Origin of the sequence: Azospirillum baldaniorum, from assembly GCF_003119195.2 — a bacterium.
GTDB lineage: Bacteria > Pseudomonadota > Alphaproteobacteria > Azospirillales > Azospirillaceae > Azospirillum > Azospirillum baldaniorum.
Window position 1 is genome coordinate 107,501 of the sequence record NZ_CP022254.1, and the last position, 26,169, is coordinate 133,669.

A 26,169-nucleotide genomic window follows, 5' to 3' on the forward strand; every position below is an offset into this window, starting at 1 on the left:
TCAGCGAAATTGAACTCTCCGTGAAGATGCGGAGTACCCGCGGTCAGACGGAAAGACCCCGTGCACCTTTACTACAGCTTTGCAGTGGTGCTAGGGATCTCATGTGTAGGATAGGTGGGAGGCTAGGAAGCCCGGGCGCCAGCTCGGGTGGAGCCATCCTTGAAATACCACCCTTGAGGTCTCTGGCATCTAACCGCGCTCCGTTCATCCGGAGCCGGGACCCTGCATGGCGGGTAGTTTGACTGGGGCGGTCGCCTCCCAAAGTGTAACGGAGGCGCGCGATGGTGGGCTCAGAGCGGTCGGAAATCGCTCGACGAGTGCAATGGCATAAGCCCGCCTGACTGCAAGACAGACAAGTCGAGCAGAGACGAAAGTCGGCCATAGTGATCCGGTGGTTCCATGTGGACGGGCCATCGCTCAACGGATAAAAGGTACGCCGGGGATAACAGGCTGATGACTCCCAAGAGTCCATATCGACGGAGTCGTTTGGCACCTCGATGTCGGCTCATCACATCCTGGGGCTGGAGCAGGTCCCAAGGGTTCGGCTGTTCGCCGATTAAAGTGGTACGTGAGCTGGGTTTAGAACGTCGTGAGACAGTTCGGTCCCTATCTGCCGTGGGTGTCGGAGTTTTGCGAGGATCTGTCCCTAGTACGAGAGGACCGGGATGGACATACCTCTGGTGCACCGGTTGTCACGCCAGTGGCATGGCCGGGTAGCTAAGTATGGACGGGATAACCGCTGAAAGCATCTAAGCGGGAAACCCACCTCTAAACCAGAACTCCCTTGAGAGCCGTGACAGACCATCACGTCGATAGGAGGCATGTGGACGGGCGGCAACGCCTGAAGCTGAGCCTTACTAATCGCTCGATCGGCTTGATCCTTCCCAGCAGGCGGCCCGCGCGCAGCGGCAAGCCCTGGGCGCATGAGCCAACACCGCAAGAATGCAAAACGTCCTCGATCAACGCCCCCTCTGCCGTCCAATCCGGATGGTTCGCGTGTGCCTTGGTGACCTGGTGGTCATGGCGAGGCTCCCAACACCCGATCCCATTCCGAACTCGGCCGTGAAACGCCTCAGCGCCGATGGTACTGCGTCTTAAGACGTGGGAGAGTAGGTCGCCGCCAGGTCACCACGGCACACGCCAAACCACCACGGACGTGGACGCAGAAGGCTTCCAGCACACTTGACAATCGTCGTCGCACTGCCGGTTCCCAGCAGCCCAACACCCGCGGGGTGGAGCAGCCCGGTAGCTCGTCAGGCTCATAACCTGAAGGTCGCAGGTTCAAATCCTGCCCCCGCAACCAAATCACCTGTTCGCCAAGGCCGGCCCCGGAGACGGGGTCGGCCTTTCGCGTTTCCAGGCCACGGATCCGGGCAAGGCCCCTCATCGAGCCGCTTCCCACGCTGCGCAGCCCGCGACGCGACAGGGGCTGGCTCCGGAACGCCTCTCCGATCCGAAGCCGGATTCCGTTCCTTGCCAGCGGTAGCGCAGACCGGCGCTCAGCGTGTGGCCGGTGGCGTCCCGGCGCAGGTCGGCGTTATAGCTGCCGTAAGCATGGAACCGGTCGCCCAACTCCGCCGGCAAGCCTGACCGTGCTTTCCGCCCGTCACCGCGAACTGGGCCAGCGCCGGGCTGGACGCGAACAGCAGAAGGCCCACGCAACCGTGCAGCACCGCGGTTGCCAAGAGCCCCTGTCGTGTCGGCATGGGCACGCTCCCTGTCATGACGCGATGCTGTGATGGCGGATGTCTTGCGGGCGGAATGGAGCCGCGAGTGATGGCGGCCTTGCGTGACCGTTCGGTGATGACTGGAGACGCGAACGGACGCGGGAACCGGCCTGGCGGCGGCTCTGCCACAGCCGGGTATTATTGCGGGTTCGGTGGTTGTCAGCGGGCCGTTACCCACCAATGTGAACGGCAGCCGGGCGGTTCCATGACCGCCCACTTCCCACCCGGCATGCCCGCCGTTCGACACTCCATCAAGGAGGCGGCCCAAGAGGCCGAAATTATATGCGTCGTCACCGCCGCGCGAAGATCGTTGCCACGGTCGGTCCCGCCAGCAACACGCCTGAGATGCTGAAGCGGCTGTTCCTGGCCGGCGTCGATACCTTCCGCCTGAATTTCAGCCACGGAACGCACGAGGATCACGCCAAGGTTCACGCCGCCATCCGCGCGCTGGAGGCCGAGATGGGCCGTCCCATCGGCATCCTTCAGGACCTGCAGGGACCGAAGATCCGCGTCGGCACCATCCGTGACGGCAAGATCACCGTCGCCGCCGGCGAATCGATCCGCTTCGTCCTGTCCGGCGCCGACGGCGACAAGACCGCGATCCCGCTGCCCCATCCGGAAATCTTCGCCGCGGTGATGCCGGGCCACAATCTGCTGATCGACGACGGGCGCGTCCGCGTCGCCGTGACCGGGCTGGGCGACGATTACATCGACGCCAAGGTGGTGATCGGCGGGACCATCTCCAACCGCAAGGGCGTCAACCTGCCCGACACGGTGCTGGAGCTGTCGCCGCTGACCGCCAAGGACCGCGTCGACCTCGCCTTCGGTCTGGAACTGGGCGTCGACTGGGTGGCGATGTCCTTCGTGCAGAAGCCGGCGGACCTGCTGGAGGCCCGCGGGCTGATCGGCGACCGCGCCGGGCTGATGTCGAAGATCGAGAAGCCGGCGGCGCTCGACCGCATCGACGACATCATCCGCCTGTCGGACTCGGTGATGGTTGCCCGCGGCGACCTGGGCGTCGAGATCCCGCACGAGGAGGTGCCGGGCCGCCAGAAGGAGCTGGTGCGCGCCTGCCGCCTCGCCGTGAAGCCGGTGATCGTGGCGACGCAGATGCTCGACTCCATGGTCAACGCGCCGACCCCGACGCGGGCCGAGGCGTCCGACGTGGCGACCGCCATCTATGATGGCGCCGACGCGGTGATGCTGTCGGCGGAATCGGCCAGCGGCGCCTTCCCGGTGGAGGCCGTGGAGATGATGGACCGCATCATCCGCAGCACCGAGCAGCACAAGCTCTACCGCTCGATCATCGACGCGTCCGACCCCGGCGAGGAGCAGACCGCGCCCCACGCGGTGGCCGCCGCCGCCGCCGATCTGGCCGAGGTGATCCACGCCTCGACCATCGTCGCCTACACCTCCAGCGGCACCACGGCCGCCCGCATCGCCCGGCGCCGCCCGGCGGTGCCGATCCTGGCGATCACGCCGCACGCCGCGGTGTCGCGCCGCCTGTCCCTGCTCTGGGGCGCGCACAGCGTCCTGTCCGCCGACATCCACACCTACGAGGAGATGGTCGAGCGGGCGCTGGGCTTCGCCAAGGAGGAGGGCTTCGCCAAGCCCAACGACCAGATGGTCGTGGTTGCCGGCATTCCCTTCGCCAAGGCGGGGACCACCAACAACCTGCGCGTGGTGCAGGTCGAGGGGTAAGGCGCGGGCGGCGGTTGCCCTCTCGCTAACCCTCCCCCGCTCTCGGCGGACCAAAGGTCCGCCTGCCGCGTCAGCGCAAACCTCTGGTTTGCGCGAGAGCTTCGCAGGGGAGGGGACAAATCTCCCTCTCCCGCGAAAGCGGGGGAGGGCCGGGGTGGGGGCAAACCTTACCGCTGCCTGTACGTCTCGCTGTCCATATGGACGAGCTGCGCCGCCGGGTAGCGTTCGCCCGCCGCGGCGCCGGGCGGCAGGGCTTCGGCCAGCTGCGCCAGATCCTCCGCCGACAGGGTGAGATCCAGGGCGCCCAGCGCCTCGGCCAGACGGTCGCGGCGGCGGGCGCCGACCAGCGGGACGATGTCGCGGCCCTGCGCCGCCACCCAGGCGATGGCGACCTGGGCCACCGAGCCGCCGATGCGCTGGGCGATCTCGCGCAGACGCTCGACCAGCGCCAAGTTCCGGTCCAGATTCTCGCCCTGGAAGCGCGGGCTGCGGCTGCGGAAATCCTGGCCCGTCCGGTCCTTGCTCCAGTGGCCGCTGATCAGGCCGCGCGACAGCACGCCGTAGGCGGTGACGCCGATGCCAAGCTCCCGGCAGGTGGGCAGGATGGCCTCCTCGATCCCTCGGGAGATCAGGGAGTACTCGATCTGCAGATCGCTGATCGGGTGCACCGCGGCGGCGCGGCGGATGGTGTCCGGGCCGACCTCCGACAGGCCGATGTGGCGGATGTAGCCGGCCTTCACCATGTCGGCCATGGCGCCGACCGTGTCCTCAATGGGGACGCTCGGGTCGAGCCGCGCCGGGCGGTAGATGTCGATGTGGTCCACCCCCAGCCGGCGCAGCGAGTAGGTCAGGAAGTTCTTCACCGCCGCCGGGCGGGAATCGTAGCCGTTCCAGCCCATCTGCGGATCGCGCAGGGCGCCGAACTTGACGCTGATGAGCAGCCCGTCGCGGTCACGCCCGCGCAGGGCGTCGCGGATGAGCAGTTCATTGTGCCCCATGCCGTAGAAGTCGCCGGTGTCGAGCAGGGTGATCCCGGCGTCGAGCGCCGCGTGGATCGTGGCGATGCTCTCCTCCTGGTCGGCGGGGCCGTAGAAGTCCGACATGCCCATGCAGCCGAGACCGATGACCGAGCTGACGGGGCCGGCGGCCCCGAGTGTGCGCTGTTCCATGTTCCTGATCCTCTCCGTCCGTCGCGGCGCCGTTCCAGCGCCGCCTTGCCCTGAATGATGACCCGGGGATGATGACCCGGCGCCATTGACCCGATAAGCTGGACAATGCCGAATGGGCTGTTCATTGCATCGAACAATCGGAATCTGGGAATGGACGACACCGACCTGCGCGACCTGCAAGCCTTCGCCGCCGTCGCCCGCCATCGCAGCTTCCGCCGCGCGGCGCTGGAGCAGCGGGTGTCCGTCTCCAGCCTCAGCCAGCGGATGCGGGAGTTGGAGGAGCATCTCGGCGTCCGCCTGCTGAACCGCACGACCCGCAGCGTCGCCCCGACCGAGGCCGGGGAGCAGCTTCTCCGCCGTCTGGAGCCGGCGCTGGGCGAGGTGGCCGGCGCCCTGTCCGACCTGCGGGAGCGGCAGGGGCGTCCGGCGGGGCGGCTGCGCATCAACGCGCCGGCCCCGGCGGTCGATCTCGTGCTGGCCCCGATGGTCACGCCCTTCCTGACCCGCTTTCCGGATGTGGAACTGGAAATCACCGTGGACATCGCCCTGATCGACATCGTGGCGCAGGGCTACGACGCGGGCGTGCGCTACGAGGAACATCTGGCGCAGGACATGGTCGCGGTGCCGCTCGGCCCGCCGCAGCGCTTCGTGCTGTGCGCCGCGCCGTCCGTGCTCGACCGTTTCGGGGTGCCGGAACGGCCCGAGGACCTCCTGGGCAAGCCGAGCGTCTCAACCGTGTATGCCAGCGGCGCCCACCCGCCCTGGGAGTTCGAGAAGGACGGCCGCATCGTGCGCATCCAGCCCGGCGGCCCCTTCCACGCCGGGCACACCGGAATCCAGCTGCGGGCGGCGCTGGACGGGTTGGGGTTCCTGATGACCTTCGATGAGTATGTGCGCGAGCACATCGCCGCCGGCCGTCTCGTCGCCGTGCTGGAGGACTGGAGCCAGAGCTTTCCCGGCCCCTTCCTCTACTACCCCTCGCGCCGCCAGCCCCCGGCGTCGTTGCGCGCCTTCCTCGACTTCCTCAAGGACTGGCGCCGTCAAGCCGCCACACCGTGAGGCGTCAGATGGTGCAGAGGAAGCGGCGCTCGCCGCCCTCCAGGACCAGCGCGGTCAGCCGGTTGGAGGCGTAGGCCCCGGTGTCGATGCCGATGCGGTTGGAGCGGATGTCCGGCTGCTCGACGATGGTGTGGCCGTGCACGACGAGCTTGCCATGGTCGAGGTGGGAGGTCAGGAACTCCCGACGGATCCACAGCAGATCCTCGTCCCGCTGGCGGTGCAGCGGCAGGCCGGGACGGATGCCGGCGTGGACGAACAGATAGTCGCCGATGGCGACGCTGGAGCGCAGCCCGGCCAGGAAGGTCCGGTGATGCGGCGGCAGGGCGGCCGCGAAGCGCTGGCGGGCTTCGTCCACATGCTCCGGCGGGGCGCCTTCGACGGGGGCCGGAACGCCGTAGCTGGCCAACGTCGCCCGCCCGCCATACTCCAGCCAGTCCGGCCCGGCCTCCGGCTTCTCGATGAAGTCCATCATCGCGGCCTCGTGGTTGCCGCGCAGGTGGATGGCGCCGAAGCCGGGCAAAGGCTCGCGGCACAGCCGTTCGATGACCATCGCGGAGTCCGGACCGCGGTCCACATAGTCGCCGAGAAAGACCAGATACTTGACGAGGTCAGCGCCGCTCGCCGCGTCGCGGTCGATCTGCGCCAGCAACTGCTCAAGCAGATCCAGGCGTCCGTGGATGTCGCCCACCGCGTAGACGCGCACGCCCCGCGGCACATGGCTCGCGACGGGCTCCGGGTCCGACCACAGTTTGCGCGCAAAGCCGAACACGCTCCGCTCTCCTCCGTCTTCGATGGGTGGGTCCTGCCTTGACAGGATGGGGATGACGGCGAGCGCTCTCAAGTCGGACAGCCGATTGCCCGGAACGCCTTCACCGAATTCATCCTCATGGGGCGAGTCGGACGGCAAAGAGTGGGTGCGGTCAAGCGGCCGGAATGGGTACCCCGGACGGCGTTCCTTGGCGGCGCCGTCAGGAACCGGGCATGGCCCGGTCCAGCGCCTCCAGCAGGCCGCCCAGCCGGAACTCCACGGTCCGCCGGTCGAGCCGTGGCCAGTGATAGACCTGCGTCGCGCTGTTGGCCTGCTTTTGGAACTCCAGCCGCAGCGGGCGGTCCGAGCGGATCAGCGGCATCAGGCGCTCCATCGGGCCGCAGGTCAGGCCGATGCGCCGCGGCTCCTTGATGGCGGCGAAGCGCCTCAGCATCTCCGCCCCCGCGTCCTCGTCGGCGATGGCGCCCTCGGCCACCTGACTCAGGAAGCGGTTGAATTCGGGCGGCCCCCCTTCCGACCCCGTGTCGGGCTGGCCTGCTCCATCGAGCGCATCGGCGAGGTCGGAAAGCTGTCGCGGCGTGTAGAAACGCTGCGGCGGGGCGCCGTCCACCGCCAGGGCAATCGGGTGGGCGAGCGCGATGGGCTCGTCGAACACGATGTAGAGGGAGGTGCAGGCCGCGTCGCGCACCGCGCTGATGCTCAGCTCGCCGAGGCCGCCCCGGTTGTCGGGGAAGGGCTGGACGGCCGACACGGTGCAGCGCCGCCCGGCGCCCTCGCCGGCGCAGACGGTGTCGGAGACAATGTTGGAGACAGGGGCCTCCACGGCCAGGGCGGACGTGGCCGTTCCCAGCCCGGCCACCAACAGGAACAGCCCGATCCGGCGCGTCATGGGCAAATGAATCCTCCTTCGGCGCATGATCTGAACGGGGACGCTACCAAGGCCGGGCTTTCGTCCTGGTTAATGGTCCGGCTCGATGGGATGGTGCGAACGCCCGGCAATCCCACTTTGGTGCCGCGTTTTCGCCGGTCCGGACTCTGCTAGGATGTGGGAAAAGAAGGACAAGGGGGAGGGGCGCCATGGACGAAAGCCCGATCCGCGTGCGCCGGTTTCGCGAGATCCTGCTGTGGCCGGTGCAGTTGATGCCGCTGAAGGAGGGCGCGCAGATCCAGAACCATTGGGAATGGCTGGGCGGGCCGGGCTGCCCCTGGCAGGAGGTGGCGGACGAGTTCACCCAGGACCCCGCCGAATTCAGCGAGCGCCATTACAGCGAGTTTGTGTCCTTCCTGCCCTATGTCCAGCGCTTCCTCTATGGCGAGGGGGAAACGCGCGACCACCGGCCCGGCTATGGCGGCTCTCCGATCCGCGTCTTCCGGCGGCGCGACGTGGCGGCGCTGACGGTCACCCTGCGGCGGGGGCAGGCGCCGCTGCGTTTCTCCATTGCCCATGTCGATCTGCATTTCTTCCACGACGTTGACGTGGCGATCCTCGTCGTCGAACTGTTCGGCGATAACCTGCCGCTGGACCGCGTGCAGGACACGCTGTTCCGGCTGGGACGCACCTATCCGCCCGCCTGGGAGCCGGACGGCAGCGCCGCGCAATGCCCGCACCGCGTCGAATGGATCGGCACCGACGGAGCCGTGCTCGCCGTTTCCGACTATGAGCGGAAGGCCGATTACCTGTCCTTCGTGTGCCGCCATCGGGCGCCGCGCATCGCCGCCCACTGGTCGTTCCTTCTGCGTCCCCTGGTCCACCACCATTCGGAGGAGACCGGGCTGCTGCGCTACCGCCAGCTCGAATATCAGCGGATGCCGGCCATGGCCTATCTGTCGCTGGACGAGCCGGAACGGCTGGAACGGGCGGACTGGGTGCGGCTGGGCTTCGCCACGTCGCCCGGGCTGGGACCTCCTGAGGTGATGCCCTTCGCCCCGGCCTTCCTGGAGGGCTTCGAGCAGCGCTACTGCTACGACCGCTACTGGGACCCGCGGGCGCCCGGCGCCTGGACGCGCAGCCGCATCCTGTGCTGCGGCCATTCGCTGGTCATGGTGGGGCCGGAGGGCGATGCCTTCTTCACCGATGCGGAAACCGGGCTGCTCGGCCAGTTCCGGCACCAGTATTTCCTGCTCGGGCTGGTCGTGCATTTCCACCGGGCGGCCCTGGTGATGCTGTCCGATCGGCTGGTGCTGGCGGTCAGCCAGCTCGACATCGGCACCGTGGAGTCGGTGAAGCGGTTCAAGCGCGACATCCGGCAGGTGTTCGAGATATTCCTGCGCTTCACCCACCGCTACTGGTTCCACGAGCTGTCGATCCAGGGGCCGTTGCGCGACCTGTTCCGTCTGTGGGCCGGGCATCTCGGCACCGACCGCCTCTACGCCGAGGTGCGGGACGAGGTTCAGGACATGTCGGACTATTTGGACAGCGACGGGCTGCGGCGGCAGGCCAACACGGTGCTGCGGCTGACCGTGGTCACGGTGGTCAGCACCATCGGCACGCTGGTCACCGGCTTCCTCGGCATGAACCTGCTCGCCATGGCCGACGACCCGCTGCCGGCGCGCGTTCTGTTCTTCCTGTTCGTCCTGCTGGCGACGGTTGGCCTGATCGCCTTCAGCGTGATGCGCTCCAAGCGTCTGGCCGACTTCCTGGAAGCGCTGTCGGACGAACGGCTGCCGGGGCGGAGCAAGCTGGCACTGCTGGCGAAGGTGTGGGAGCGCCCGAGTCGCCGCGCCGGACCGCCCTTCTGAGCGGGTGGAGGGCCGGTGGAAACGTGATTTGAGGAAAGACCGGAAGGGTAGGGCGTCGCTTCCCCGAATGGAGATGGCAGGCGCCAAAGAACAGGAGGGGGTCAGGAACCAGCCGGCCAAGCTCGCGTTCTTCTCAGCGAAAGCTCCACATTTGGGAGGACGTCATGAGCATCGGCACCATTCTGCTCATCATTTTGATTCTCGTTCTAATCGGCGCGGTTCCGGCCTGGCCGCACAGCCGCGGTTGGGGCTATGGCCCGAGCGGCATCCTCGGCGTGCTGCTGCTGGTCCTGATCGTGCTGCTGCTGATGGGCCGCATCTGACGGGCAACCCCGTCCGGGCAATCCAACGCGCGGGCGCCGTTCCCGTTCCGCCACCGGCCTTTGGGCGTCACGCTCCGGGGCTGCGGCCGGGACGGGAACGGCGCCCGTTGCGCATGACGAACATCAGCCAGCCGATCGGCCCCAGAATCAGCACCATCACCACCCAGCCGGCCCGTGGGCCGAAGGGGCAGCGCGTGCCGGGCGGGGGACGCCACGGGCCGCCGCGCCGTGACAGCATCACATGGAGGAGGGGCGCGCCGTAAAGGGCGAACAGGATCAGCCAGGGTGCGAAGTCTTGTGCCATGGCGGCATGCTACCCCAGAACGGGTGGCGGCTCCCACCACGGAGCGTCGGGAACCGCGTCGTGGGCGCTTGTTCGATGATGTGTCCAAATGGTAATACCGCAACGCAGGAATGGACTTCATGCGTATGAGGCATGGTTGCGCCGCAACGTCGCGGGCGATTATCCTCAGCGGCGTCCGATATGCCGAAAGGCGGATATCATGGCGGTTGAGATCGAACGGCGCTTTCTGGTCCGGAGGGACATCCGTCCCCTGTGCCGAAACGGCCTGTCCATCGTCCAGGGCTATCTGCCCTCCGACGATGGCCGCACGGTGCGGGTCCGGGTGGCCGGTCCGGACGCCACACTGACCGTCAAAGGCCCCCGCCGCGGCCTGTGCCGTGAGGAGGTCGAACACCAGATACCCCTCGACCTCGCCTTGGGCCTGCTGCGCCACAGTTGCCGGCGCGGGCTGATCGAGAAGACCCGCTACCTTGTCCACCATCATGGTCTCTGCTGGGAAATCGATGTGTTCGGCGGCGAGAACGCCGGTCTGGTGATCGCCGAGGTCGAACTGTCCCATCCCGACCAAGTCGTTCCGCTTCCCAATTGGGTGGGGGCGGAGATTACGCATCGGGCGGCCTACAGCAACTCCGCCCTGTCGCGCAGCCCGATCCGTCACTGGGTCAGCGCGGCTTAACTCTCCTCCCGGAAAAAAGAAGCCCCGGTCCGAAGGAAGGACCGGGGCCAAGGCTGCGTGGATGACTGTGTGCAATGCAGCAATCCGCGTGCCAGATTGTGCGGACACTCCGGCGATGCGCCGAAAGGGGAACGCAGCCCGGCGCCGTCCTGTTGCAAAAGGGCCGTCCGAACGGGCGGCGGGCAACGGCGAACGGGAGTCTGGCACGATGTCTCAGTACGAGAACCGGTGGAAGGACGAGGCCCGCAACGTGGACGAGGACGACCGCCGCGACGTCCGAGACCGCAATGAATTTGGGCGTGGCGCCTACGGCGCAGGCGGTTATCCCCGGAGTGACTACGAAAGCGGCGGTTCCGGCGGACGCGATCCCAGCCGTCGCTGGGGCAGCGACTGGGGCCATGCCGAGCGCGGATGGCATCGCGACGACCACGGGTGGGATGACCGGATGCGGAATGAGCGCCATCGCGACGAGCCCATCGGGATGGCGCGGGAACGCAATTTCTGGGAGCAGGCCGGTGACGAGGTCGCCTCCTGGTTCGGCAATGACGATGCCGAGCGCCGCCGCGAGGAGGACGAGCGGCGCGCCCAGTTCCGCGGCCGCGGCCCACGGGGCTACACCCGGTCGGACGAGCGTATCCGCGACGATCTGAACGACCGGCTGACCGAGGACCCCTATCTCGACGCCTCGGACATCACGGTGTCCGTGTCGGGCAGCGAGGTCACGTTGGACGGCACGGTGGACGATCGCATGGCGAAGCGGCGGGCCGAGGACTTGGCCGACGCTATCTCCGGCGTCCGTCACGTTCAGAACAACCTGCGCCTTCGCGAGCCGGGCGGCACCATGGCCTTCTGATAGGACCTTCTGATCGAGTGCGGCCTCCGAGGCGCTGACGAGACGCCCCCGCTCCACCCGGTGCGGGGGCTTTCGCGCGTGCGCTCAATGGGCGGTGGTGCTGCCGGCGTCTTCGGCCATGAAGGGGCTGTACTGCTTGTCCACCGACTGGATGTGCTCGATGAACCATTCCTTCAGGAGAAGGATCAGGTCGATGCGCAGCATCATCTCGTTGCTGTCGTCATCGTCCAAGGTCAGCTTGTGCACCTCGTCGATGAAATAGCGGTGCGCGGCCCGGTGGGCGTCGAGGCCGGGATAGCCCTGCTGCTCCATCAGCGCCTCCTCCCGCTTGAAATGCACGGTCGTGTATTCCTGCAAGCCCCCCAGCAGCCCGGACAGGCTGGCACGGTCCTTTTCCGCGATGCCGGCCTTCAGCAGCCGGTTGAACATGTCGAGCAATTTTCGGTGGTCGTCGTCGAGAATTTCGACGCCGACGCTCATCGATTTATCCCAGGCAACATGTTGCATCGGATCAATCCTTTCAGAGGGCCGGGTCAGGCGAGTATAGGGGGCGCGGAAATCTTGTATTGCGATGTTAAAACCGGCAACCGCGGCGGCACAAGCGGCAAAAAACCGCAGGCCGGAGGTTGCGTCGCCCCCTGTTGACCTTGTGGGCCGGCAAAGGATGTGCTTCCCCGCGCGCCGTCCAGGCATTATGAAAATGCACGGGATCTGCGGAGTTCGGGACGATGGCGCTGCTGGACGATATTCTGGAAAAGAAGCGGGTTCTGGACGACGCCCGGCCAATGCCGTTGACAGTGGTCCGCGATCTGGCCGACCGCTTCGAGCGCGGCCTGACCACCGCCTGCCTCCTCGTCGAGGGGGTGGAACTGTCCCCCGACGACATCCGCATGGTGCTGGATCGCGGCGCGGTGCTGCGCAGCCGTCCGGCCGAGCCGCAGCGCCTCGCGCTCAACCACCGCGCCGCGCTGGAACTGATGGCCCGCCTGTCGTTCCAGGGCGGCGGGGTGGTGACGGAGCGCACGATCGCGGCCTTCCATGGCGTGCTCTACCAGGGGATCGACACGAACGCCGGGCGCTACCGGGACGGCGCGCTCAAGGACGACGCCGGGGCCTCTCCCGATCCGGCGAAGGTGCGGGTGTCGATGTCGGCGCTGTCGGGCTGGCTGCGCCGGACGGAAGCGGGGCCGGAGGCCGCCTTCGAGGCGCATCACCGGCTGATGAGCGTCCGTCCCTTCTTCCAGGGCAACGCCGCGACCGCACTTTTGCTGTGCAACCTGATCCTGAACCGTGCCGGCTTCCCGCCGGTGGTGATCACGGACGAGGATCGCGAGATGTACGCCGCGATGGTCGAGCGCGCTTGGTCGCTCGGCGACAAGACGCCGTTCCGCGACCTGATGATGCGCTTGCTCGACCGCAGCCTGAACCTGTGCCTGCGCAGCGCCGCCCGCGCCCTCCGTGACTTCGAGCCGGCCGACGAGGATGAACACGGCTTCGGCGGTGACCATGACGAGGGCTACGGCCGGCGCCCCTGACGGGGTCTGACGGTCAGCCTCGGGCTGGCAGCAGCAGGCGCGACGGCCGGGCGCCACCGCCGTGGATGAGCAGGGTGATCGGCTGCGCGTCCACCAGCCGGGTTTCGCCCGGCTCCGCCCCCGTCCCCGGATTGATGGGATAGGCCGGGAAGCAGGACCCGGCGAGGCTGAGGCGCAGCGCGCTTCCGGCGGGCAGGGTCGCGCAGAGCGCGCGCAGGGCCACCGGCATGGGACGCTGCTCGCCGCCCGGCTCCACCCGCGCGTGCCCCTGGCTGAGCGGCAGGACGCGCCCGTCGGGCAGCACGGCGGAGAGGACGGCGCTGACGTCGAAGGACGGCGCGTCGGCCTCCACCCAGATTTCCAGGGCGGCCAATCCCGACAATGTCAGCGGCGCCGTGAGCGGAGCGGTGTCGTAGACCGCCACGTCGGGGCGGGCGTCGGCGGCGGCGCGGTCGCGCGGGCCGGCGTCCGGAACCGCGTGACCGCCCACGGTGGGCACCGGATCGCGCGGATCGTGGACCAGCACGTCGAGGAACGCTTCGTCCGGAGCATCGTCGCGCAGGGCGCCGCCGCGCCGCGTGGCGAGTCCGTCGCTCGACAGATGCAGGGGCCTTGCGGCGGGCAGCAGGGCCGGCAGGTCGCGCCAGCGGCGTTCCAGAACGTCGAACAGGCGGATTGGGCCGCCGCGCTCCGCGCCGTTCATCTCCCCTTTCAGGAAGCGCTCGAACCAGCCGAGTTGCAGGGCGTCGAAGGACGGCACGTCGGCCGGCTTCGGGCTGTCGAGCCCGGCATGGACCGCCACCCCATGGCGATCCCAGGGACCGACCAGCAGGCGGACGGTGCCATCGCAGCCGGCGGACAAGGCGTCGTGCGCCTCCAGCGTGCCGGTCAGGCGCGGGTCGTACCAGCCGCCGATCTGAAGGACGGAGACCTCACCGATACCGCCGGAGAGAGCGTGGCGGGGAGACAGCTCGTCCCAGCTTCCGCCCGGGCCCGGCGTGGTCAGCCAGTCGTCGTAATGGCAGTGCCGCGCATAGTCCCGCAGCACCCGCGGGCGGGACGGAATCTCGTCGTCCAGCGGCAGGCTGCGGATCGCCTCCAGGAGTGCGCGGTAGGCCGCGCCATCCTCCAGCCGGCGGGCGGACTCCGCCGCGCAGTGCAGCGCCCAGCCCATCGCGTCGGCCAGCCGGAAGGCGCCGCCCTCCGTCGCCCAGTCGGTGAAGACATCCCACCCGGCCAGCGCCGGAACCACAGCGCGCAGCGCGGCGGGCCGCTCGGCCAGGGCCAGAAGCTGCGCCATCCCGGCGTAGCCGCTGCCGTACATGCCCACCGTGCCGTTGGAACCGGGCAGGGAAGCCGCCCAGGCCACCGCGTCGGCGCCGTCCTCGCGCTCCGCTTCGAAGGGGCGGAATCGGCCCTCCGACGTGCCGCGCCCGCGCACGTCCTGCACCACGACGACGTAGCCGCGGGCGGCGTACCAGCGCGGGTGCGCGTAATGGCTGGTCATCGCCGTGCGCCGCCCGCAGGCCAGACGCAGCAGCAGGACCGGCCAGGGGCCGACCCCGTCGGGGCGGTAGAGATCGGCGTCCAGCCGCACACCGTCGCGCGTCCGCATGGAAACGGTTTCGGGCGGCCGGACGGCCAGGAGAGGCGGCTGTTCGAGAATCACCGGGGCCATATGGGTCATGGGGCGCCCTGCCGAGCAACTGTGACCGGCAACTCTCGCAAGCGCTGTGCCATGACCGGCGGATGGCCGTCGCGACGTTCCCTCTCCCGCCCCGGGAGAGGGAAGGGACCCGCGCAACGCGCGGGAAGGGTGAGGGTACCGGCACAGGTTGGTGTCTGATCCTCGGCAGCACCCTCACCCGGCGCCTTCGGCGCCACCCTCTCCCGGGGCGGGAGAGGGTGCCCAAACGATGGGCAGACGCCTTTCCGGAAGGCGCTTTTACGAATCGTAGCTCATCAGCGAGACGCTGGGCACGTCCAGCTTGTCGCGGCCGTTGAGGAAGGTCAGCTCGACCAGGAAGGCGGCGGCGCGGACGTCGGCGCCGACGCGGCGCAGCAGGCTGATCGCCGCGGCCATGGTGCCGCCGGTCGCCAGCAGATCGTCGAGGACGACCACGCGCTGGCCCGGCTTCACGGCGTCGGCCTGAACCTCGATGGTGTCGGTGCCGTATTCCAGGTCGTAGGAATGGGCGACCTTGTCGCCGGGCAGCTTGCCGTGCTTGCGCACCATGATGAAGCCGGTGCCGAGCGCCAGGGCCAGCGGGGCGGCGATCAGGAAGCCGCGCGATTCGATGCCCACCAGCAGTTCCGGCTTGTGCGGGCGCAGCGCCTCGGCGAGCTGGTCCACCGCTTCCTTCCACGCCTCGGCGTGAGCCAGCAGCGGAGAGATGTCGTAGAAGAGGATGCCGGGCTTGGGGAAGTCGGCGATGCCGCGGATGTGGTTCTTCAGATCGATGGGGTTCGGCATGATGAAAAGGTTCCTGTGCAACGGCGGCGCCATACTATCGGGGCGGACCTCCGCGTGCAAACCACCGCTGTGCGGCTGTTTTTCCCCGGCTTGAGGTTGACCATCGGGGGGCTTGCGGCCAAGTTCCTCTCCACAAGCATGAGCATCGCCGCATGGCGGCACCGGAAGGGAAGGGCAGGACGGGGCATGGCGCGCGAAAGGGCGTGGTTGGAATCGTCGCGCGCCGGCGACGGTGAGTGGCGGCTGGCGGCTCTCGGCCATTGGGATTTGAAGGCCGCCGGGTCGCTGTCGGGCACGCTCGACCGCTTCGCGCTGGACGGCGGCGGGGCGGTCAGCCTCGACCTGTCGCGGCTGGACGCCATGGACACGGTGGGGGCCTATCTGCTGTCCGCCCTGTCCGACCGGCTGAAGGCGGCTGGCCACGGCGTCGATCTGGCCGCCATCCGCCCGGAGCACGCCGCCCTGTTCGACGCCGTGCGCGAGGTCGGTCCCCCGCCGGTCGAGCGGGCGCAGACGCACCGCCCCATCCTCGACATGCTGGAGCGCACCGGTCGCACCGCCGTCGACGGGCTGCGCGAGGGGCGGGATCTGCTCTCCTTCCTCGGCCTCATCGCCATCACCTTCGGGCGGCTGATCGTGAATCCGCGCCGGCTGCGCTTCCGCTCGGTGATGTTCCACATCGAGCAGACCGGGCTGAACGCCCTGCCGATCCTCGGGCTGCTGTCCTTCCTGATCGGCGTGGTGCTGGCCTTCCAGGGGGCGGACCAGCTCCGCCGTTTCGGGGCGGAGCTGTTCGTGGTCAACCTGCTGGGCGTGTCGATCCTGCGCGAGATCGGCATCCTGATGACCGCCATCATCGTGGCCGGGCGCTCCGGTTCCGCCTTCACCGCGCAGATCGGCACCATGAAGGTGAACCAGGAGGTGGACGCCATCAGCACGCTGGGGCTGGACGTGGTGGAGCTTCTGGTGGTGCCGCGCGCGCTGGCCCTGATGATCACCCTGCCGCTTCTGGCCTTCTACGCCGACATCATGGGGCTGTTCGGCGGTGCTGTGATGAGCTACGCGACGCTGGACATCACCTTCGGGCAGTTCATCCGCCAGCTTCACGGCGCCGTCACGCTGCCGCATTTCCTGGTTGGACTGGTGAAGGCGCCGGTCTTCGCGCTGGTGATCGCCATGGTCGGCTGTTACGAGGGGCTGAAGGTGTCCGGCAGCGCCGAGAGCGTGGGCACGTTGACCACCAAGTCGGTGGTCGAGTCCATCTTCCTGGTGATCGTCCTGGACGCGGTCTTCTCCGTCCTGTTCTCCTTCCTCAGGCTGTGAGGGACCGTGGCGCCTTTCGACGATGACCAACGGACCGGTGCGCAGGACGCGGTGATCCGCGTGCGCGGGCTGGTCACGCGCTTCGGCCCGCAGGTGGTCCATGACGGGCTCGACCTCGACGTGCGGCGGGGCGAGGTGCTGGGCGTGGTCGGCGGCTCCGGCACCGGCAAGTCGGTCCTGCTCAAGGAGATCCTCGGCCTGATCCGCCCGGCGGACGGCCGGATCGAGCTGCTGGGCCGCGACACCGCCGGCCTGCCGGAATCGGAGCGGGTGGCGCTCCAGGCGCGCACCGGCGTGCTGTTCCAGAACGGCGCGCTGTTCAGCTCGATGACCGTGGCGCAGAACGTCATGGTGCCGCTGCGCGAGCACACCGACCTGTCGGCGGCGCTGTCGGCGGAGATCGCGCGGGTCAAGATCGCCATGTCCGGCCTGCCGGCCAACGCCGGGGCCAAGTTCCCGTCGGAGCTGTCGGGCGGCATGATCAAGCGCGCCGGTCTTGCCCGCGCGCTGGCGCTCGACCCCGACATCCTGTTCCTCGACGAGCCGACGGCCGGGCTGGACCCCATCGGCGCCGCCGCCTTCGACCAGCTGATCCGCAACCTCCAGCGCAGCCTGGGGCTGACCGTCTTCATGGTCACCCACGACCTGGACAGCCTGACCTCCATCTGCGACCGCATCGCCGTGCTGGTGGACAAGAAGATTCGCGTGGGCACGCTGGAGGAGCATCTCCGCGACCCGCACCCCTGGATTCACGACTATTTCCACGGACCGCGCGGCCGCGCCGCGCGCCATGCAGAAAGCTGACCGGACGCCATGGAAACCCGCACCAGCTACATCCTCGTGGGCAGCTTCGTGTTGGCCTTGCTCGCCGGCCTCTTCGTCTTCACGGTCTGGGTCGCCAAGATCCAGCTGGAGGAGACGCGCCAGCCCTATTACATCTACTTCACCGGCTCGGTGACCGGCCTTCAGGAGGGCAGCCCGGTGCGCTACCGCGGCATCCCCGTGGGCACGGCGACCGACATCCGCCTGGACCCCAACGACGTCAGCCGCGTGCGCGTGCGGATCGAGGTGCAGGAAGGCACGCCGATCAAGACCGACTCCATCGCCTCGCTGGAGGTCCAGGGCATCACCGGCGGCGCCTACGTCCAGATTTCCGGCGGCACGGAGATGAGCGAGCTTCTGCGCACCGCGCATGACGGCGGCATCCCGGTGATCCCGTCGCGCCCGTCGTCGCTGACGGTCTTCGTCGACGCCGCCCCGCAGCTTCTGAACCGCGCGCTGGACCTGACCAACAGGGTGGCGGACCTGCTGACCCCGCAGAACCAGGCGGCCATCGCCGAGATCCTGGCGAACACCCGCGACCTGACCGGCGAGCTGGCCCGCGCCAGCCAGGGGCTGGACACGACGCTCGCCCAGGCCAACCGGACGCTCCAGGGCTTCGAGACGGTCGGGCCGCAGATCGGCGAAACCATGGACCAGGCGCAGCGCACGCTGGCCGCGGTGGAAGGCGGCATGAAGACGGTGAGCGGCGATCTGCACACGCTGGCCGGATCGCTGAACAAGACCGCCAACCAGCTCAACGCCATGATCGGGGAGAACCGTGGGGCGATCCGCGACTTCACCGGTGGCGGGCTGTATGAACTGACCTTGCTGATCTCGCAGTTGCGCGACCTGTCGGGGCAATTGTCCCGCGTCGTGACGCGGATCGAGAACGACCCGTCGAACTTCCTGTTCGGCGGAACCCGCCAGGGCGTGGAGGTGCGTGGACGATGACGAGCCGTTTGATGAAGGGGGTGGCGGCGGCGCTGCTGGCGGTCGGCCTGATGACCGGCTGCGCGGCGCTGAATCCCACCGCGCCCAGCCTCTACACGCTGACGCCGGGAACCGTGGCGGAGTCCGGGCTGCCGCCGGTGAGCTGGCAATTGCTGGTGGAGCCTCCGGCGGCCAGCGCCGGGATCGACACGCCGCGCATCGCGGTCACCCGCTCCGCCACCGCGCTCGACTATTTCGCCGGGGTGTCCTGGGCCGACCGGGCGCCGAACATGGTGCAGGGTCTGATCGTCCAATCCTTCGAGGACAGCCGGCGGATCGTCTCGGTCGGGCGCGATTCCGCGGGCTTGCGTTCCGATTTCCTGCTGAAGACCGAACTGCGCGACTTCCAGGCGGAATTCAGCGCCGCCAGCGCCGCGGCTCCGGACCGGGTGCGGGTCCGGCTGTCGGCCAAGCTGGTCGCCATGCCCAACCGGACCATCGAGGCGGGCGAGACCTTCGACGCCGTGGTCCCGGTGCGCGGGTCGGATTTCACCGACGTGATCGCCGCCTTCAACACGGCGCTGGGTCAGGTGGAAGGCGCGCTGGTGGATTGGACCCTGCGGCGGGGCGAGGCGGTGTTCCGTGCGGATGCCGGCCGTGGCCGTTCGGCGGGCGTCCGTTAAGGAAAGCGCTTGCTATGCGTACAAAGCCTCATACGTAATAGGGATCTGGGAAGGGCAGGGGCTGACGGGACAGAGCATCCGATGATGGAGCTTTCGGAGCTTTCGCGCGACGAGTTGCAGGCGATGTCGGAGGCCGCGCGGGAGGTCCGGCAGTGCCAGCGGGTGCTCGCCAAGACCGGCGACACGGTCGTGGGGGAGCTTTTGCGCGGGCACGGCACGCTCTACGAATGGCGCCACTACCCACCGGGCGACGTCTACGACGCCGAGTATCACGCCCAGTACTATTATCATTGCCACCCCGAGGACGAGCGGCCCGACGGTGAGCACGGGCACTTCCACACCTTCCTGCGCCCGCTCGGGATGCCGCCGGGCATGGAGCCGGTGCCCTTGCGGGATTACGAGGAGCCGGACAATCCCAACGACGCGCTGTCCCATCTGGTGGGGATCGCCATGGACGTGGCGGGGCAGCCGGTGCGCCTGTTCACGACGAACCGCTGGGTGACGGGAGAGACGTGGTACGGGGCCGAGGACGTGATCCGCATGCTCGACAGCTTCACCGTCGATCACGCCCGCCCGTCCTGGCCGGCGAACCGCTGGATCACCGCGATGATTCGGCTGTTCCGGCCGCAGATCATCAGCCTGCTGCACGAGCGCGACCGGACGGTCGCCGCCTGGAGCGACCGCCATCCGGACGGCTGGGTCTACGAGGACCGGTCGCTGGAAGTGACGTCGCAGATTTTGATTTCGGTGGAGGAGCAGATCGCGACGGTGGAGCACGCGCTGCGCGGCGTGCGGCGGCGGACCTCCGTGCTGCCGGAGCCGCCGCGCTTCGTTACGCCGTAACGCATCGTGCGGAGGCTGCTGCCGGTCACACCGGCAGCAGCGCCTTGCCCGTGGTGCCGGGAGCCTGCCGGGCCTGGGCCATCACCGCCTTCTGGACCTTTTCGAAGGCGCGCACCTCGAGCTGGCGCACGCGCTCGCGCGAGACGTGGAAGTGCTGGCTCAGCTCCTCCAGGGTCAGCGGCTCGTCGCGCAGGCGGCGGGCCACCAGGATCTGCCGCTCGCGGTCGTCGAGAACGCCCAGCCCCAGCTTGAGGAACTGCTGCCGGCGCTTGCGTTCCTGCGCACCGGCCAGGATCGCCTCCTGGTCGGGACCCTCGTCGGCCAGAAGGTCCAGCCATTCGCTGTCGCCATCCTCGGCCAGGGTGGCGTTGAGCGAGCGGTCGGTGCCCAGCCGGCGGTTCATCTCGATCACGTCGGCCTGGGAGACGTCCAGCGTCGTCGCGATGCTCTCCACCGCTTCCGGAGACAGGTCGCCGCCGAAGGTGCCGTTCTCGGCGTCCTGCAACTGCGCCTTCAGCCGGCGCAGGCTGAAGAACAGCTTCTTCTGGGCCGCCGTGGTGCCGATCTTCACCAGCGACCAGTTGTGCAGCACATATTCCTGGATCGCCGCCCGGATCCACCAGGACGCGTAGGTGGCGAAGCGGAACCCCTTGTCGGGGTCGAACTTCTGCGCCGCCTGCATGACGCCGACGTTGCCCTCGGCGATCAGGTCGGACAGCGGCAGGCCGTAGCCCTGATAGCCGCGGGCCATTTTGAAGACGAGCCGGAGGTGGCTGCCGATCAGCTTGTCGAGGGCGCGGCGGTCCTGCCGCTCCCGCCAGCGGATGGCGAGGTCGCGTTCCTGCTCGGGAGTGAGGTAGTCGTACTTGCGGGTTTCTTTTAGAAAGAGGGTGAGGGGTTCGCCAGAAACTGCCAGTTCCGTCAAAGAGCTTCTCCTGATTCCGGCATCCTCGGGAAACACCCTGCAATGGACCGATGGACCCCGGCCCGGTTGGCCGGCGGGGCCATCGGAGCGGGGTTGAGATCGGCTGTGGCCCAGGGCCGGCCGTGAATGTGTGGATGTCGGCAAGAGCTTAGAAATAAGAGATCGCGGCGGCGGTTCAAGGGGTGGGGGGAAAGAAAGTATCCGCAGCCGGAAAATGGGAACTCCCCGGGACAGGCCGCGTTGGGGGTCGGTCGGGCCGGTCGGAATCGGCCCAGTGACCGCCAATGGAGGGCCACGCCCATGGACCTCGATCCGCTGCTTCTGTCACGAATCCAGTTCGCTTTCGTGATTTCTTTTCACATTCTTTTCCCCTCTTTTACGGTGGGACTGGCCTGCTGGATCGCCGTGCTGGAGGCGCGGTGGCTGATCACCGGCAAGGCGCTGTACCGCAGCCTGTCGGAATTCTGGACGCGGATCTTCGCCATTTCCTTCGGCATGGGCGTGGTCTCGGGAATCGTGATGACCTACCAGTTCGGCACGAACTGGAGCCGCTGGTCCGACATCGTCGGCAACGTTCTGGGTCCGCTGATCCAGTACGAGGTGGTGACCGCCTTCTTCCTGGAGGCCGCCTTCCTCGGCATCCTCCTGTTCGGGCGTGACCGCGTGCCGCGCGGCATCCATTTCCTGGCGGCGGTTCTGGTGGCCACCGGGACGGTGCTGTCCTCCTTCTGGATTCTCTCGGCGAACAGCTGGATGCACACCCCGGCGGGGGCGGAACTGCGCGACGGGCGGTTCTTCGTCACCGACTGGTGGGCGGTGGTCTTCAACCCCTCCTTTCCCTACCGGCTGGCCCACATGCTCACCGCGATGTTCCTGACCACCGGATTCGTGGTGGCCGGCATCAGCGCCTTCTACCTGCTGCGCAACCGCTTTCTGGAGCACGCGCGGGTCGGCCTCAGCATGTCGCTGGCGCTCATCACCATCCTGGCGCCCTTGCAAATCTTCCTCGGCGACCTGCACGGGCTGAACACGCTGGAGCACCAGCCGGCCAAGATCGCCGCGATGGAGGGCCATTGGGAGGGCGGGGCGCGGGCGCCGCTGATCCTGTTCGCCATCCCCGACAACGAGGCGGAGACCAACCACGCCGAAATCGCCATTCCCGCGCTGTCGAGCCTGATCCTGACCCACGAGTGGGACGGGGTGGTCCCCGGCCTGAAAAACTTCCCGGCGGCGGACCGCCCCAACCCGGAAATCCTGTTCTGGACCTTTCGCATCATGGTGGGGATCGGCATGATCATGCTGACGGTGGCGCTGATCCATCTGGTGCAGCGGGTGCGCGGAAAGCTCTACAGCCCGCACTGGTTCCACAAGCTCCTGGTCGGCTGCATGCCGCTGGGCTTCATCGCCATCCTGGCCGGCTGGTTCACCACCGAGATCGGGCGCCAGCCCTGGGTGGTCTACGGGATGATCCGCACGGCGGACGCGGTGACCCCGGCCCTGACCGGCGGGGCGGTGCTGACCTCGCTGATCGTGTTCATGGTGGTCTACGCGATCATCTACGGGGCCGGGACCTATTACCTGTTCCGCTTGCTGACCATCGGGCCGTCGCGGCTGAACGACGAGGATCTGGAGGTCCCCGCGGTGGCGCAGGGCCATCAGCCGAAGCGGCCCCTGTCGGTGCCCGGCGAATCCATCGAACCTGCGGAGTGACGTCCATGGAAGGCAGCCTGCTGACCCTCGCCTGGGTCGCCATCGTCGGTTTCGCCGTCTTCATGTATGTGCTGATGGACGGCTTCGATCTGGGCATCGGCATCCTCTACCCCTTCGCCCCCAGCGAGGAGGCGCGGGACGTCATGATGAACTCGGTGGCGCCGGTCTGGGACTTCAACGAGACGTGGCTGATCCTCGGCGGGGCGGGGCTGTTCGCGGCCTTTCCCATCGCCTACGCCGTCGTTTTGCCGGCCATGTATCTGCCACTGCTGCTGATGCTGATTGCGCTGATCTTCCGCGGCGTCGCCTTCGAGTTCCGCTTCAAGGCGCGGAGCAGCCGCCATCTGTGGAACAAGGCCTTCTTCCTGGGCTCGCTGCTCGCCACCTTCGCGCAAGGGGTGGTTCTCGGCTCCTTCATCCAGGGGATCGAGGTGGAAGGGCGCAACTTCGCCGGGACCATGCTGGACTGGCTGACCCCCTTCAGCCTGTTCTGCGGCGTGGCGCTGATCGCCGGCTACGCGCTGCTGGGGAGCACGTGGCTGATCTGGCGGACCATCGGGATTTTGCAGGACTGGTGCTTCCGCGTGGCGCGGCGACTCCTCATCGTGGTGCTGGTTCTGGTCGCGGCGGTCAGCCTGTGGACGCCCTTCCTGGACGCTTCCATTGCCGCGCGCTGGTTCTCGGTTCCCAACATCCTGTTGCTGTCGCCGGTGCCGCTGATGGTCGGCTTCCTCGCCTTCGGCCTGTGGCGGGCGTTGGACGAGGGGCGGGAGGTGTTGCCCTTCGCCTTCGCCATGGGGCTGTTCGCCCTGTCCTACCTGGGGTTGGCGATCAGCCTGTGGCCGGTGCTGATCCCGCCGGGGATCACCGTGTGGCAGGCGGCCGCCCCGCCGGAAACCCAGGTCTTCCTGCTGATCGGCATGGCCTTCCTGATTCCGACGATCCTGATCTACACCGCCTACAGCTACTGGGTTTTCCGAGGCAAGGTAACGGGCGCCATTGGTTATCATTGATGGCGGTTATCATTGAAGGCGGCGATCATTGAGAACCCGCCCGACGCTGGCGTACAACAGCCGACCCCTTTTCGACGGAGACCGCGCCATGACCCCAGACACCGCCCCGGACATCAGCTTCGCCGAGGTGATGCTGCGCAAGGGCGCGGAGCTTCTGCAGGACACGCTTCCGGAGGACACGGCCGAGGAGGCGGTCAACATCATGGCGCGCCGTCTCGCCATCGCCGCGACGATGGACGCCCCGCTGGTCGTCCACGCCGAGGGCGGCGGGCGTCCGGAGATGTTCGAGGAGGCGATGCGGCTGGCCGGAGTCTCCGCCGGGGAGCGCGCCGCCGCCCTGGCCGAGGCCCGGCAGGCCGAGCGCGCCGTGGTGTTCGAGTTCGACGGCACCGGCCCGCTGACCGGCAACCGCGTGGTCGCCGCGGTGATTCGTCCGGAGGACCGGCCGGACCTTCTGGAGGCCTACATCGCCATCGGGCGCCTGCGCGACGGGACCGCCCAGGTGACCGTCGCCCCGGCGACCCTGCGCCTCGACGCCCGCGCGCTGGCGGAGACGCTGGCGCTGATCGGTCCGGCGGCACAGCACAGCCTCAACGCCGCTAACGCCGCCATGGCCCACGCGGCGAACATCACCGCTTTGCCGGGGCATGAGCTGGACAGCATGCCGGGCGCCCTCGTCGCGCTCTACTGGCACGCCTTCTGCCTGTCCTCGGCCCGCACGCGGCTGCGCCCCACCGGGCCGAACGCGCCGACCCTGCATTGAAGGCCGGGAGACGGCCCGTGAGGGTGCTGTTCCGCGCCGACGCCGGGGAATCCATCGGGGCCGGGCACGTCATGCGCTGCCTCGCGGTGGCGGAGGCCGTGCAGGAGCTGGGCGGCGACGCCCTGTTCGCCGCGGCGAGCCTGCCGCCAGCTTTGGAGGACCGTCTGCGCGCTGCCGGCATGGCCGTTCACTGGATCGACGCGGCCTCCGGCAGTGCCGCCGACCTTGCCGCGACGCGCGCCATCGCGGCGGAAGCCGGCACCGCGGCCGTCGTGCTGGACGGTTATGGATTCTCCGAAGGCTGGCGGGCCGGGCTCGCCGAGACGGGGTTGCCGATCCTAGCCTTCGACGACGCCGGGACGGGGGAGCCGATCCACGCCGAACTGATCGTCAACGCCGCGCCGGACGCCGCGTCGCTGCCCTACCGTAAGGGCAACCCGGACGCCCGGCTGCTGCTCGGCCCCGCTCACGCGCCGTTGCGTCGGGAGGTGCGGGAGGCCGCGGCGGCGGCCAAGCCACCGCTTGAGGAACGCTGTGGCCTGCTGGTCACCTTCGGCGGCTCCGACCCGCTGGGGCTGACGGCTCCGGTGATCGAACGTCTCGCGCCGCGCCTGCCGCTTGGTGTCCGGATGGACGTGGCGGTCGGCGGCGCGGTGCGCGACGCGTCCGCGGTGGAGGCCGCGGCGGGGTGTTTCAAAGACAGCGTTCGGCTGCACCGCGACACGCCGCGCATGGGGCACCTGATGGCGCAGGCTGGGCTGGCCGTCTCGGCGGCGGGAACCACAACCGGTGAACTGGCAGCCATCGGCACGCCCGCCGTCCTCGTCACCATCGCCGACAACCAGCTGGAGGCCGCCCGCCAGTCGGAGGCTCTGGGCTGGTGCGCCCTGGTGCCCGGACAGACCGAAGGTGCTCCGGAGCGGATCGCGGACGTGGCGCTGGAGCTTTGGGCCGATCCGGCGCGGCGGCGGACCATGGCAGGCAAACTGGCGGGGATCGTCGATGGCCAGGGCGCCTTGCGCATCGCGCGTGCGCTGGCGGAGGCGATCACCCCGCGGTGAAGCCACCGTCCACGGGCAGCACCGTCCCGGTCACCCAGCGCCCGCTGTCGGCCAGCAGATAGGCCACGGCGTCGGCCACGTCCTGCGGCGCGCCGTAGCCCAGCGGGTGGGCGGCGGCGAGCGCGGCGTTCTGCTCCGCCGGCAGCATGGCGAACTGCTTCTCCGCCTTGGCGCCCAGCACCACCGCTGGGGCCACCACATTGACGCGGATGCGCTTGTCGGCCAGTTCCAGCGCCAGCGACTGCGCCACCGAGACCAGCGCCGCCTTGCTTGCGGCGTAGAGCGAGCGGCCCTTCTGCCCCTTCAGCCCGGCAACCGACCCGACATAGACGATCGACCCGCCGCCCGGCGAGACGACGCCCTTCTGGTGGAAGCCGCGCGCCAGCATCAGCGATGCCCCGACGTTCAGCGTGAAATAGCGGTCGAACTGCGCCCGGTTGACCTGCCGCAGCACGGAGTAGCCCTGCTGCGACGCGGAATGGACCAGACCGGCGAAGGGACCGCCCGCCTCCGCCAGCCCCTTCATCCAGCCGGGAATGGCGTCGAGGTCGGTCAGGTCGAAGGGGGCGACGCTGTGCCGCTCCGGCCCGTCCAGCAGGGCGCGGGTGGCCTCCAGCGCGTCGGCGCGGCGACCGACCAGAGTGAGATCGGCGCCCAGCCCGGCCAGCGCCCGGCAAATCTCGCGCCCGATGTCGCTGTCGGCGGAGGCCCCGGTCACCAGCAGGCGCCGTCCCGTGAGGTCGAGCGGGTTGCGCATGGCCCGGCGGC

25 protein-coding genes, 1 tRNA gene and 2 rRNA genes (1 of these 28 running past the window's edge) are annotated in these 26,169 nt (G+C 68.6%); 19 read left to right on the forward strand and 9 right to left on the reverse strand.

Going from position 1 to position 26,169, the window contains the following annotated elements:
- The 4 genes from Sp245p_RS14810 to pyk all read left to right on the forward strand — a co-directional run.
- A 23S ribosomal RNA gene (locus Sp245p_RS14810) occupies positions 1 to 882 on the forward strand (it extends 1,865 nt beyond the left edge of the window).
- Between the two features lie 128 nt (positions 883 to 1,010).
- A 5S ribosomal RNA gene (gene rrf / locus Sp245p_RS14815) occupies positions 1,011 to 1,126 on the forward strand.
- Between the two features lie 100 nt (positions 1,127 to 1,226).
- Positions 1,227 to 1,303 (forward strand) — tRNA-Met (locus Sp245p_RS14820).
- 706 nt (positions 1,304 to 2,009) lie between these two features.
- On the forward strand, positions 2,010 to 3,428 hold the full coding sequence (gene pyk, locus Sp245p_RS14825; RefSeq protein ID WP_014198596.1) for a pyruvate kinase: 1,419 nt from the start codon (positions 2,010 to 2,012) through the stop codon (positions 3,426 to 3,428).
- Between the two features lie 167 nt (positions 3,429 to 3,595).
- Here pyk and Sp245p_RS14830 read toward each other — a convergent pair whose 3' ends face one another.
- Entirely contained in the window at positions 3,596 to 4,597 is a 1,002-nt protein-coding gene (locus tag Sp245p_RS14830) for an aldo/keto reductase (RefSeq protein ID WP_014198597.1), read from the reverse strand.
- Positions 4,598 to 4,747: 150 nt separating this feature from the next.
- Between Sp245p_RS14830 and Sp245p_RS14835 the strand changes: the two genes are divergently transcribed.
- Positions 4,748 to 5,656, forward strand: a complete 909-nt coding sequence (locus Sp245p_RS14835; protein WP_014198598.1) for a LysR family transcriptional regulator — start codon at positions 4,748 to 4,750, stop codon at positions 5,654 to 5,656.
- Positions 5,657 to 5,660: 4 nt separating this feature from the next.
- On the opposite strand, the gene Sp245p_RS14840 is transcribed toward Sp245p_RS14835, so the two are convergent.
- Both Sp245p_RS14840 and Sp245p_RS14845 read right to left on the reverse strand, forming a co-directional pair.
- Positions 5,661 to 6,425: a metallophosphoesterase family protein gene (locus Sp245p_RS14840; RefSeq protein ID WP_014198599.1), complete on the reverse strand. Its 765-nt coding sequence runs from the start codon at positions 6,423 to 6,425 to the stop codon at positions 5,661 to 5,663.
- 199 nt (positions 6,426 to 6,624) lie between these two features.
- A complete protein-coding gene (locus Sp245p_RS14845; protein WP_014198600.1) occupies positions 6,625 to 7,314 on the reverse strand; it encodes a hypothetical protein in 690 nt (229 codons plus the stop codon).
- 188 nt (positions 7,315 to 7,502) lie between these two features.
- Here Sp245p_RS14845 and Sp245p_RS14850 point away from each other — a divergent pair, with 188 nt between their 5' ends.
- Both Sp245p_RS14850 and Sp245p_RS14855 read left to right on the forward strand, forming a co-directional pair.
- On the forward strand, positions 7,503 to 9,164 hold the full coding sequence (locus Sp245p_RS14850) for a CorA family divalent cation transporter (protein ID WP_014198601.1): 1,662 nt from the start codon (positions 7,503 to 7,505) through the stop codon (positions 9,162 to 9,164).
- A gap of 164 nt (positions 9,165 to 9,328) precedes the next feature.
- The gene (locus tag Sp245p_RS14855) at positions 9,329 to 9,487 is read left to right on the forward strand and encodes a DUF3309 family protein (RefSeq protein WP_014198602.1); all 159 of its coding nucleotides are present in this window, start codon (positions 9,329 to 9,331) and stop codon (positions 9,485 to 9,487) included.
- Between the two features lie 67 nt (positions 9,488 to 9,554).
- Here the strand turns inward: Sp245p_RS14855 and Sp245p_RS14860 are convergent, their stop codons facing one another.
- Positions 9,555 to 9,791: a hypothetical protein gene (locus Sp245p_RS14860; RefSeq protein WP_014198603.1), complete on the reverse strand. Its 237-nt coding sequence runs from the start codon at positions 9,789 to 9,791 to the stop codon at positions 9,555 to 9,557.
- Between the two features lie 199 nt (positions 9,792 to 9,990).
- Here Sp245p_RS14860 and Sp245p_RS14865 point away from each other — a divergent pair, with 199 nt between their 5' ends.
- On the forward strand, positions 9,991 to 10,467 hold the full coding sequence (locus Sp245p_RS14865) for a CYTH domain-containing protein (RefSeq protein ID WP_014198604.1): 477 nt from the start codon (positions 9,991 to 9,993) through the stop codon (positions 10,465 to 10,467).
- A 208-nt stretch (positions 10,468 to 10,675) separates the two neighbouring features.
- A complete protein-coding gene (locus tag Sp245p_RS14870; protein ID WP_014198605.1) occupies positions 10,676 to 11,320 on the forward strand; it encodes a BON domain-containing protein in 645 nt (214 codons plus the stop codon).
- Between the two features lie 84 nt (positions 11,321 to 11,404).
- On the opposite strand, the gene Sp245p_RS14875 is transcribed toward Sp245p_RS14870, so the two are convergent.
- Complete coding sequence (locus Sp245p_RS14875; protein ID WP_041812471.1) at positions 11,405 to 11,827, reverse strand: bacteriohemerythrin; 423 nt, start codon at positions 11,825 to 11,827, stop codon at positions 11,405 to 11,407.
- 221 nt (positions 11,828 to 12,048) lie between these two features.
- On the opposite strand from Sp245p_RS14875, the gene Sp245p_RS14880 reads away from it, so the two are divergent.
- The gene (locus tag Sp245p_RS14880) at positions 12,049 to 12,855 is read left to right on the forward strand and encodes a Fic family protein (protein WP_014198607.1); all 807 of its coding nucleotides are present in this window, start codon (positions 12,049 to 12,051) and stop codon (positions 12,853 to 12,855) included.
- A gap of 13 nt (positions 12,856 to 12,868) precedes the next feature.
- Here Sp245p_RS14880 and Sp245p_RS14885 read toward each other — a convergent pair whose 3' ends face one another.
- Together Sp245p_RS14885 and Sp245p_RS14895 are read right to left on the reverse strand one after the other, a co-directional pair.
- Positions 12,869 to 14,542, reverse strand: a complete 1,674-nt coding sequence (locus Sp245p_RS14885; RefSeq protein WP_014198608.1) for a CocE/NonD family hydrolase — start codon at positions 14,540 to 14,542, stop codon at positions 12,869 to 12,871.
- A 258-nt stretch (positions 14,543 to 14,800) separates the two neighbouring features.
- Entirely contained in the window at positions 14,801 to 15,316 is a 516-nt protein-coding gene (locus Sp245p_RS14895; RefSeq protein WP_035678983.1) for an adenine phosphoribosyltransferase, read from the reverse strand.
- Between the two features lie 198 nt (positions 15,317 to 15,514).
- Here Sp245p_RS14895 and Sp245p_RS14900 point away from each other — a divergent pair, with 198 nt between their 5' ends.
- From Sp245p_RS14900 to Sp245p_RS14920, 5 genes are all read left to right on the forward strand, one after another.
- Entirely contained in the window at positions 15,515 to 16,651 is a 1,137-nt protein-coding gene (locus Sp245p_RS14900) for an MlaE family lipid ABC transporter permease subunit (protein WP_244948005.1), read from the forward strand.
- Between the two features lie 6 nt (positions 16,652 to 16,657).
- A complete protein-coding gene (locus Sp245p_RS14905; protein WP_014198613.1) occupies positions 16,658 to 17,455 on the forward strand; it encodes an ABC transporter ATP-binding protein in 798 nt (265 codons plus the stop codon).
- Between the two features lie 9 nt (positions 17,456 to 17,464).
- Positions 17,465 to 18,424, forward strand: coding sequence for an MlaD family protein (locus Sp245p_RS14910; RefSeq protein ID WP_014198614.1), 960 nt, complete (start codon positions 17,465 to 17,467; stop codon positions 18,422 to 18,424).
- A complete protein-coding gene (locus tag Sp245p_RS14915) occupies positions 18,421 to 19,086 on the forward strand; it encodes an ABC-type transport auxiliary lipoprotein family protein (protein WP_014198615.1) in 666 nt (221 codons plus the stop codon). The genes Sp245p_RS14910 and Sp245p_RS14915 overlap by 4 nt, the downstream gene beginning before the upstream one ends.
- Positions 19,087 to 19,167: 81 nt before the next feature.
- Positions 19,168 to 19,929, forward strand: coding sequence for a DUF6969 family protein (locus tag Sp245p_RS14920; protein WP_014198616.1), 762 nt, complete (start codon positions 19,168 to 19,170; stop codon positions 19,927 to 19,929).
- 25 nt (positions 19,930 to 19,954) lie between these two features.
- Here Sp245p_RS14920 and rpoH read toward each other — a convergent pair whose 3' ends face one another.
- Positions 19,955 to 20,854 (reverse strand): RNA polymerase sigma factor RpoH, encoded by a 900-nt coding sequence (gene rpoH / locus Sp245p_RS14925; RefSeq protein WP_014198617.1) that lies wholly within the window; start codon positions 20,852 to 20,854, stop codon positions 19,955 to 19,957.
- A 300-nt stretch (positions 20,855 to 21,154) separates the two neighbouring features.
- Here rpoH and Sp245p_RS14930 point away from each other — a divergent pair, with 300 nt between their 5' ends.
- The 4 genes from Sp245p_RS14930 (at position 21,155) to pseG (ending at position 25,401) form a co-directional block, all read left to right on the forward strand.
- Complete coding sequence (locus tag Sp245p_RS14930) at positions 21,155 to 22,564, forward strand: cytochrome ubiquinol oxidase subunit I (protein WP_014198618.1); 1,410 nt, start codon at positions 21,155 to 21,157, stop codon at positions 22,562 to 22,564.
- Between the two features lie 5 nt (positions 22,565 to 22,569).
- Entirely contained in the window at positions 22,570 to 23,577 is a 1,008-nt protein-coding gene (cydB, locus tag Sp245p_RS14935; RefSeq protein ID WP_103041523.1) for a cytochrome d ubiquinol oxidase subunit II, read from the forward strand.
- 88 nt (positions 23,578 to 23,665) lie between these two features.
- On the forward strand, positions 23,666 to 24,340 hold the full coding sequence (locus Sp245p_RS14940; RefSeq protein ID WP_052584409.1) for a hypothetical protein: 675 nt from the start codon (positions 23,666 to 23,668) through the stop codon (positions 24,338 to 24,340).
- A gap of 17 nt (positions 24,341 to 24,357) precedes the next feature.
- The gene (gene pseG / locus Sp245p_RS14945) at positions 24,358 to 25,401 is read left to right on the forward strand and encodes a UDP-2,4-diacetamido-2,4,6-trideoxy-beta-L-altropyranose hydrolase (RefSeq protein ID WP_014198621.1); all 1,044 of its coding nucleotides are present in this window, start codon (positions 24,358 to 24,360) and stop codon (positions 25,399 to 25,401) included.
- On the opposite strand, the gene Sp245p_RS14950 is transcribed toward pseG, so the two are convergent.
- Positions 25,388 to 26,158 carry an SDR family NAD(P)-dependent oxidoreductase gene (locus Sp245p_RS14950; protein WP_109138654.1) on the reverse strand — a complete coding sequence of 257 codons (771 nt, stop codon included), beginning with the start codon at positions 26,156 to 26,158 and terminating at the stop codon, positions 25,388 to 25,390. The two genes, pseG and Sp245p_RS14950, sit on opposite strands and share 14 nt — an antisense overlap.
- Positions 26,159 to 26,169: the final 11 nt, after the last annotated feature.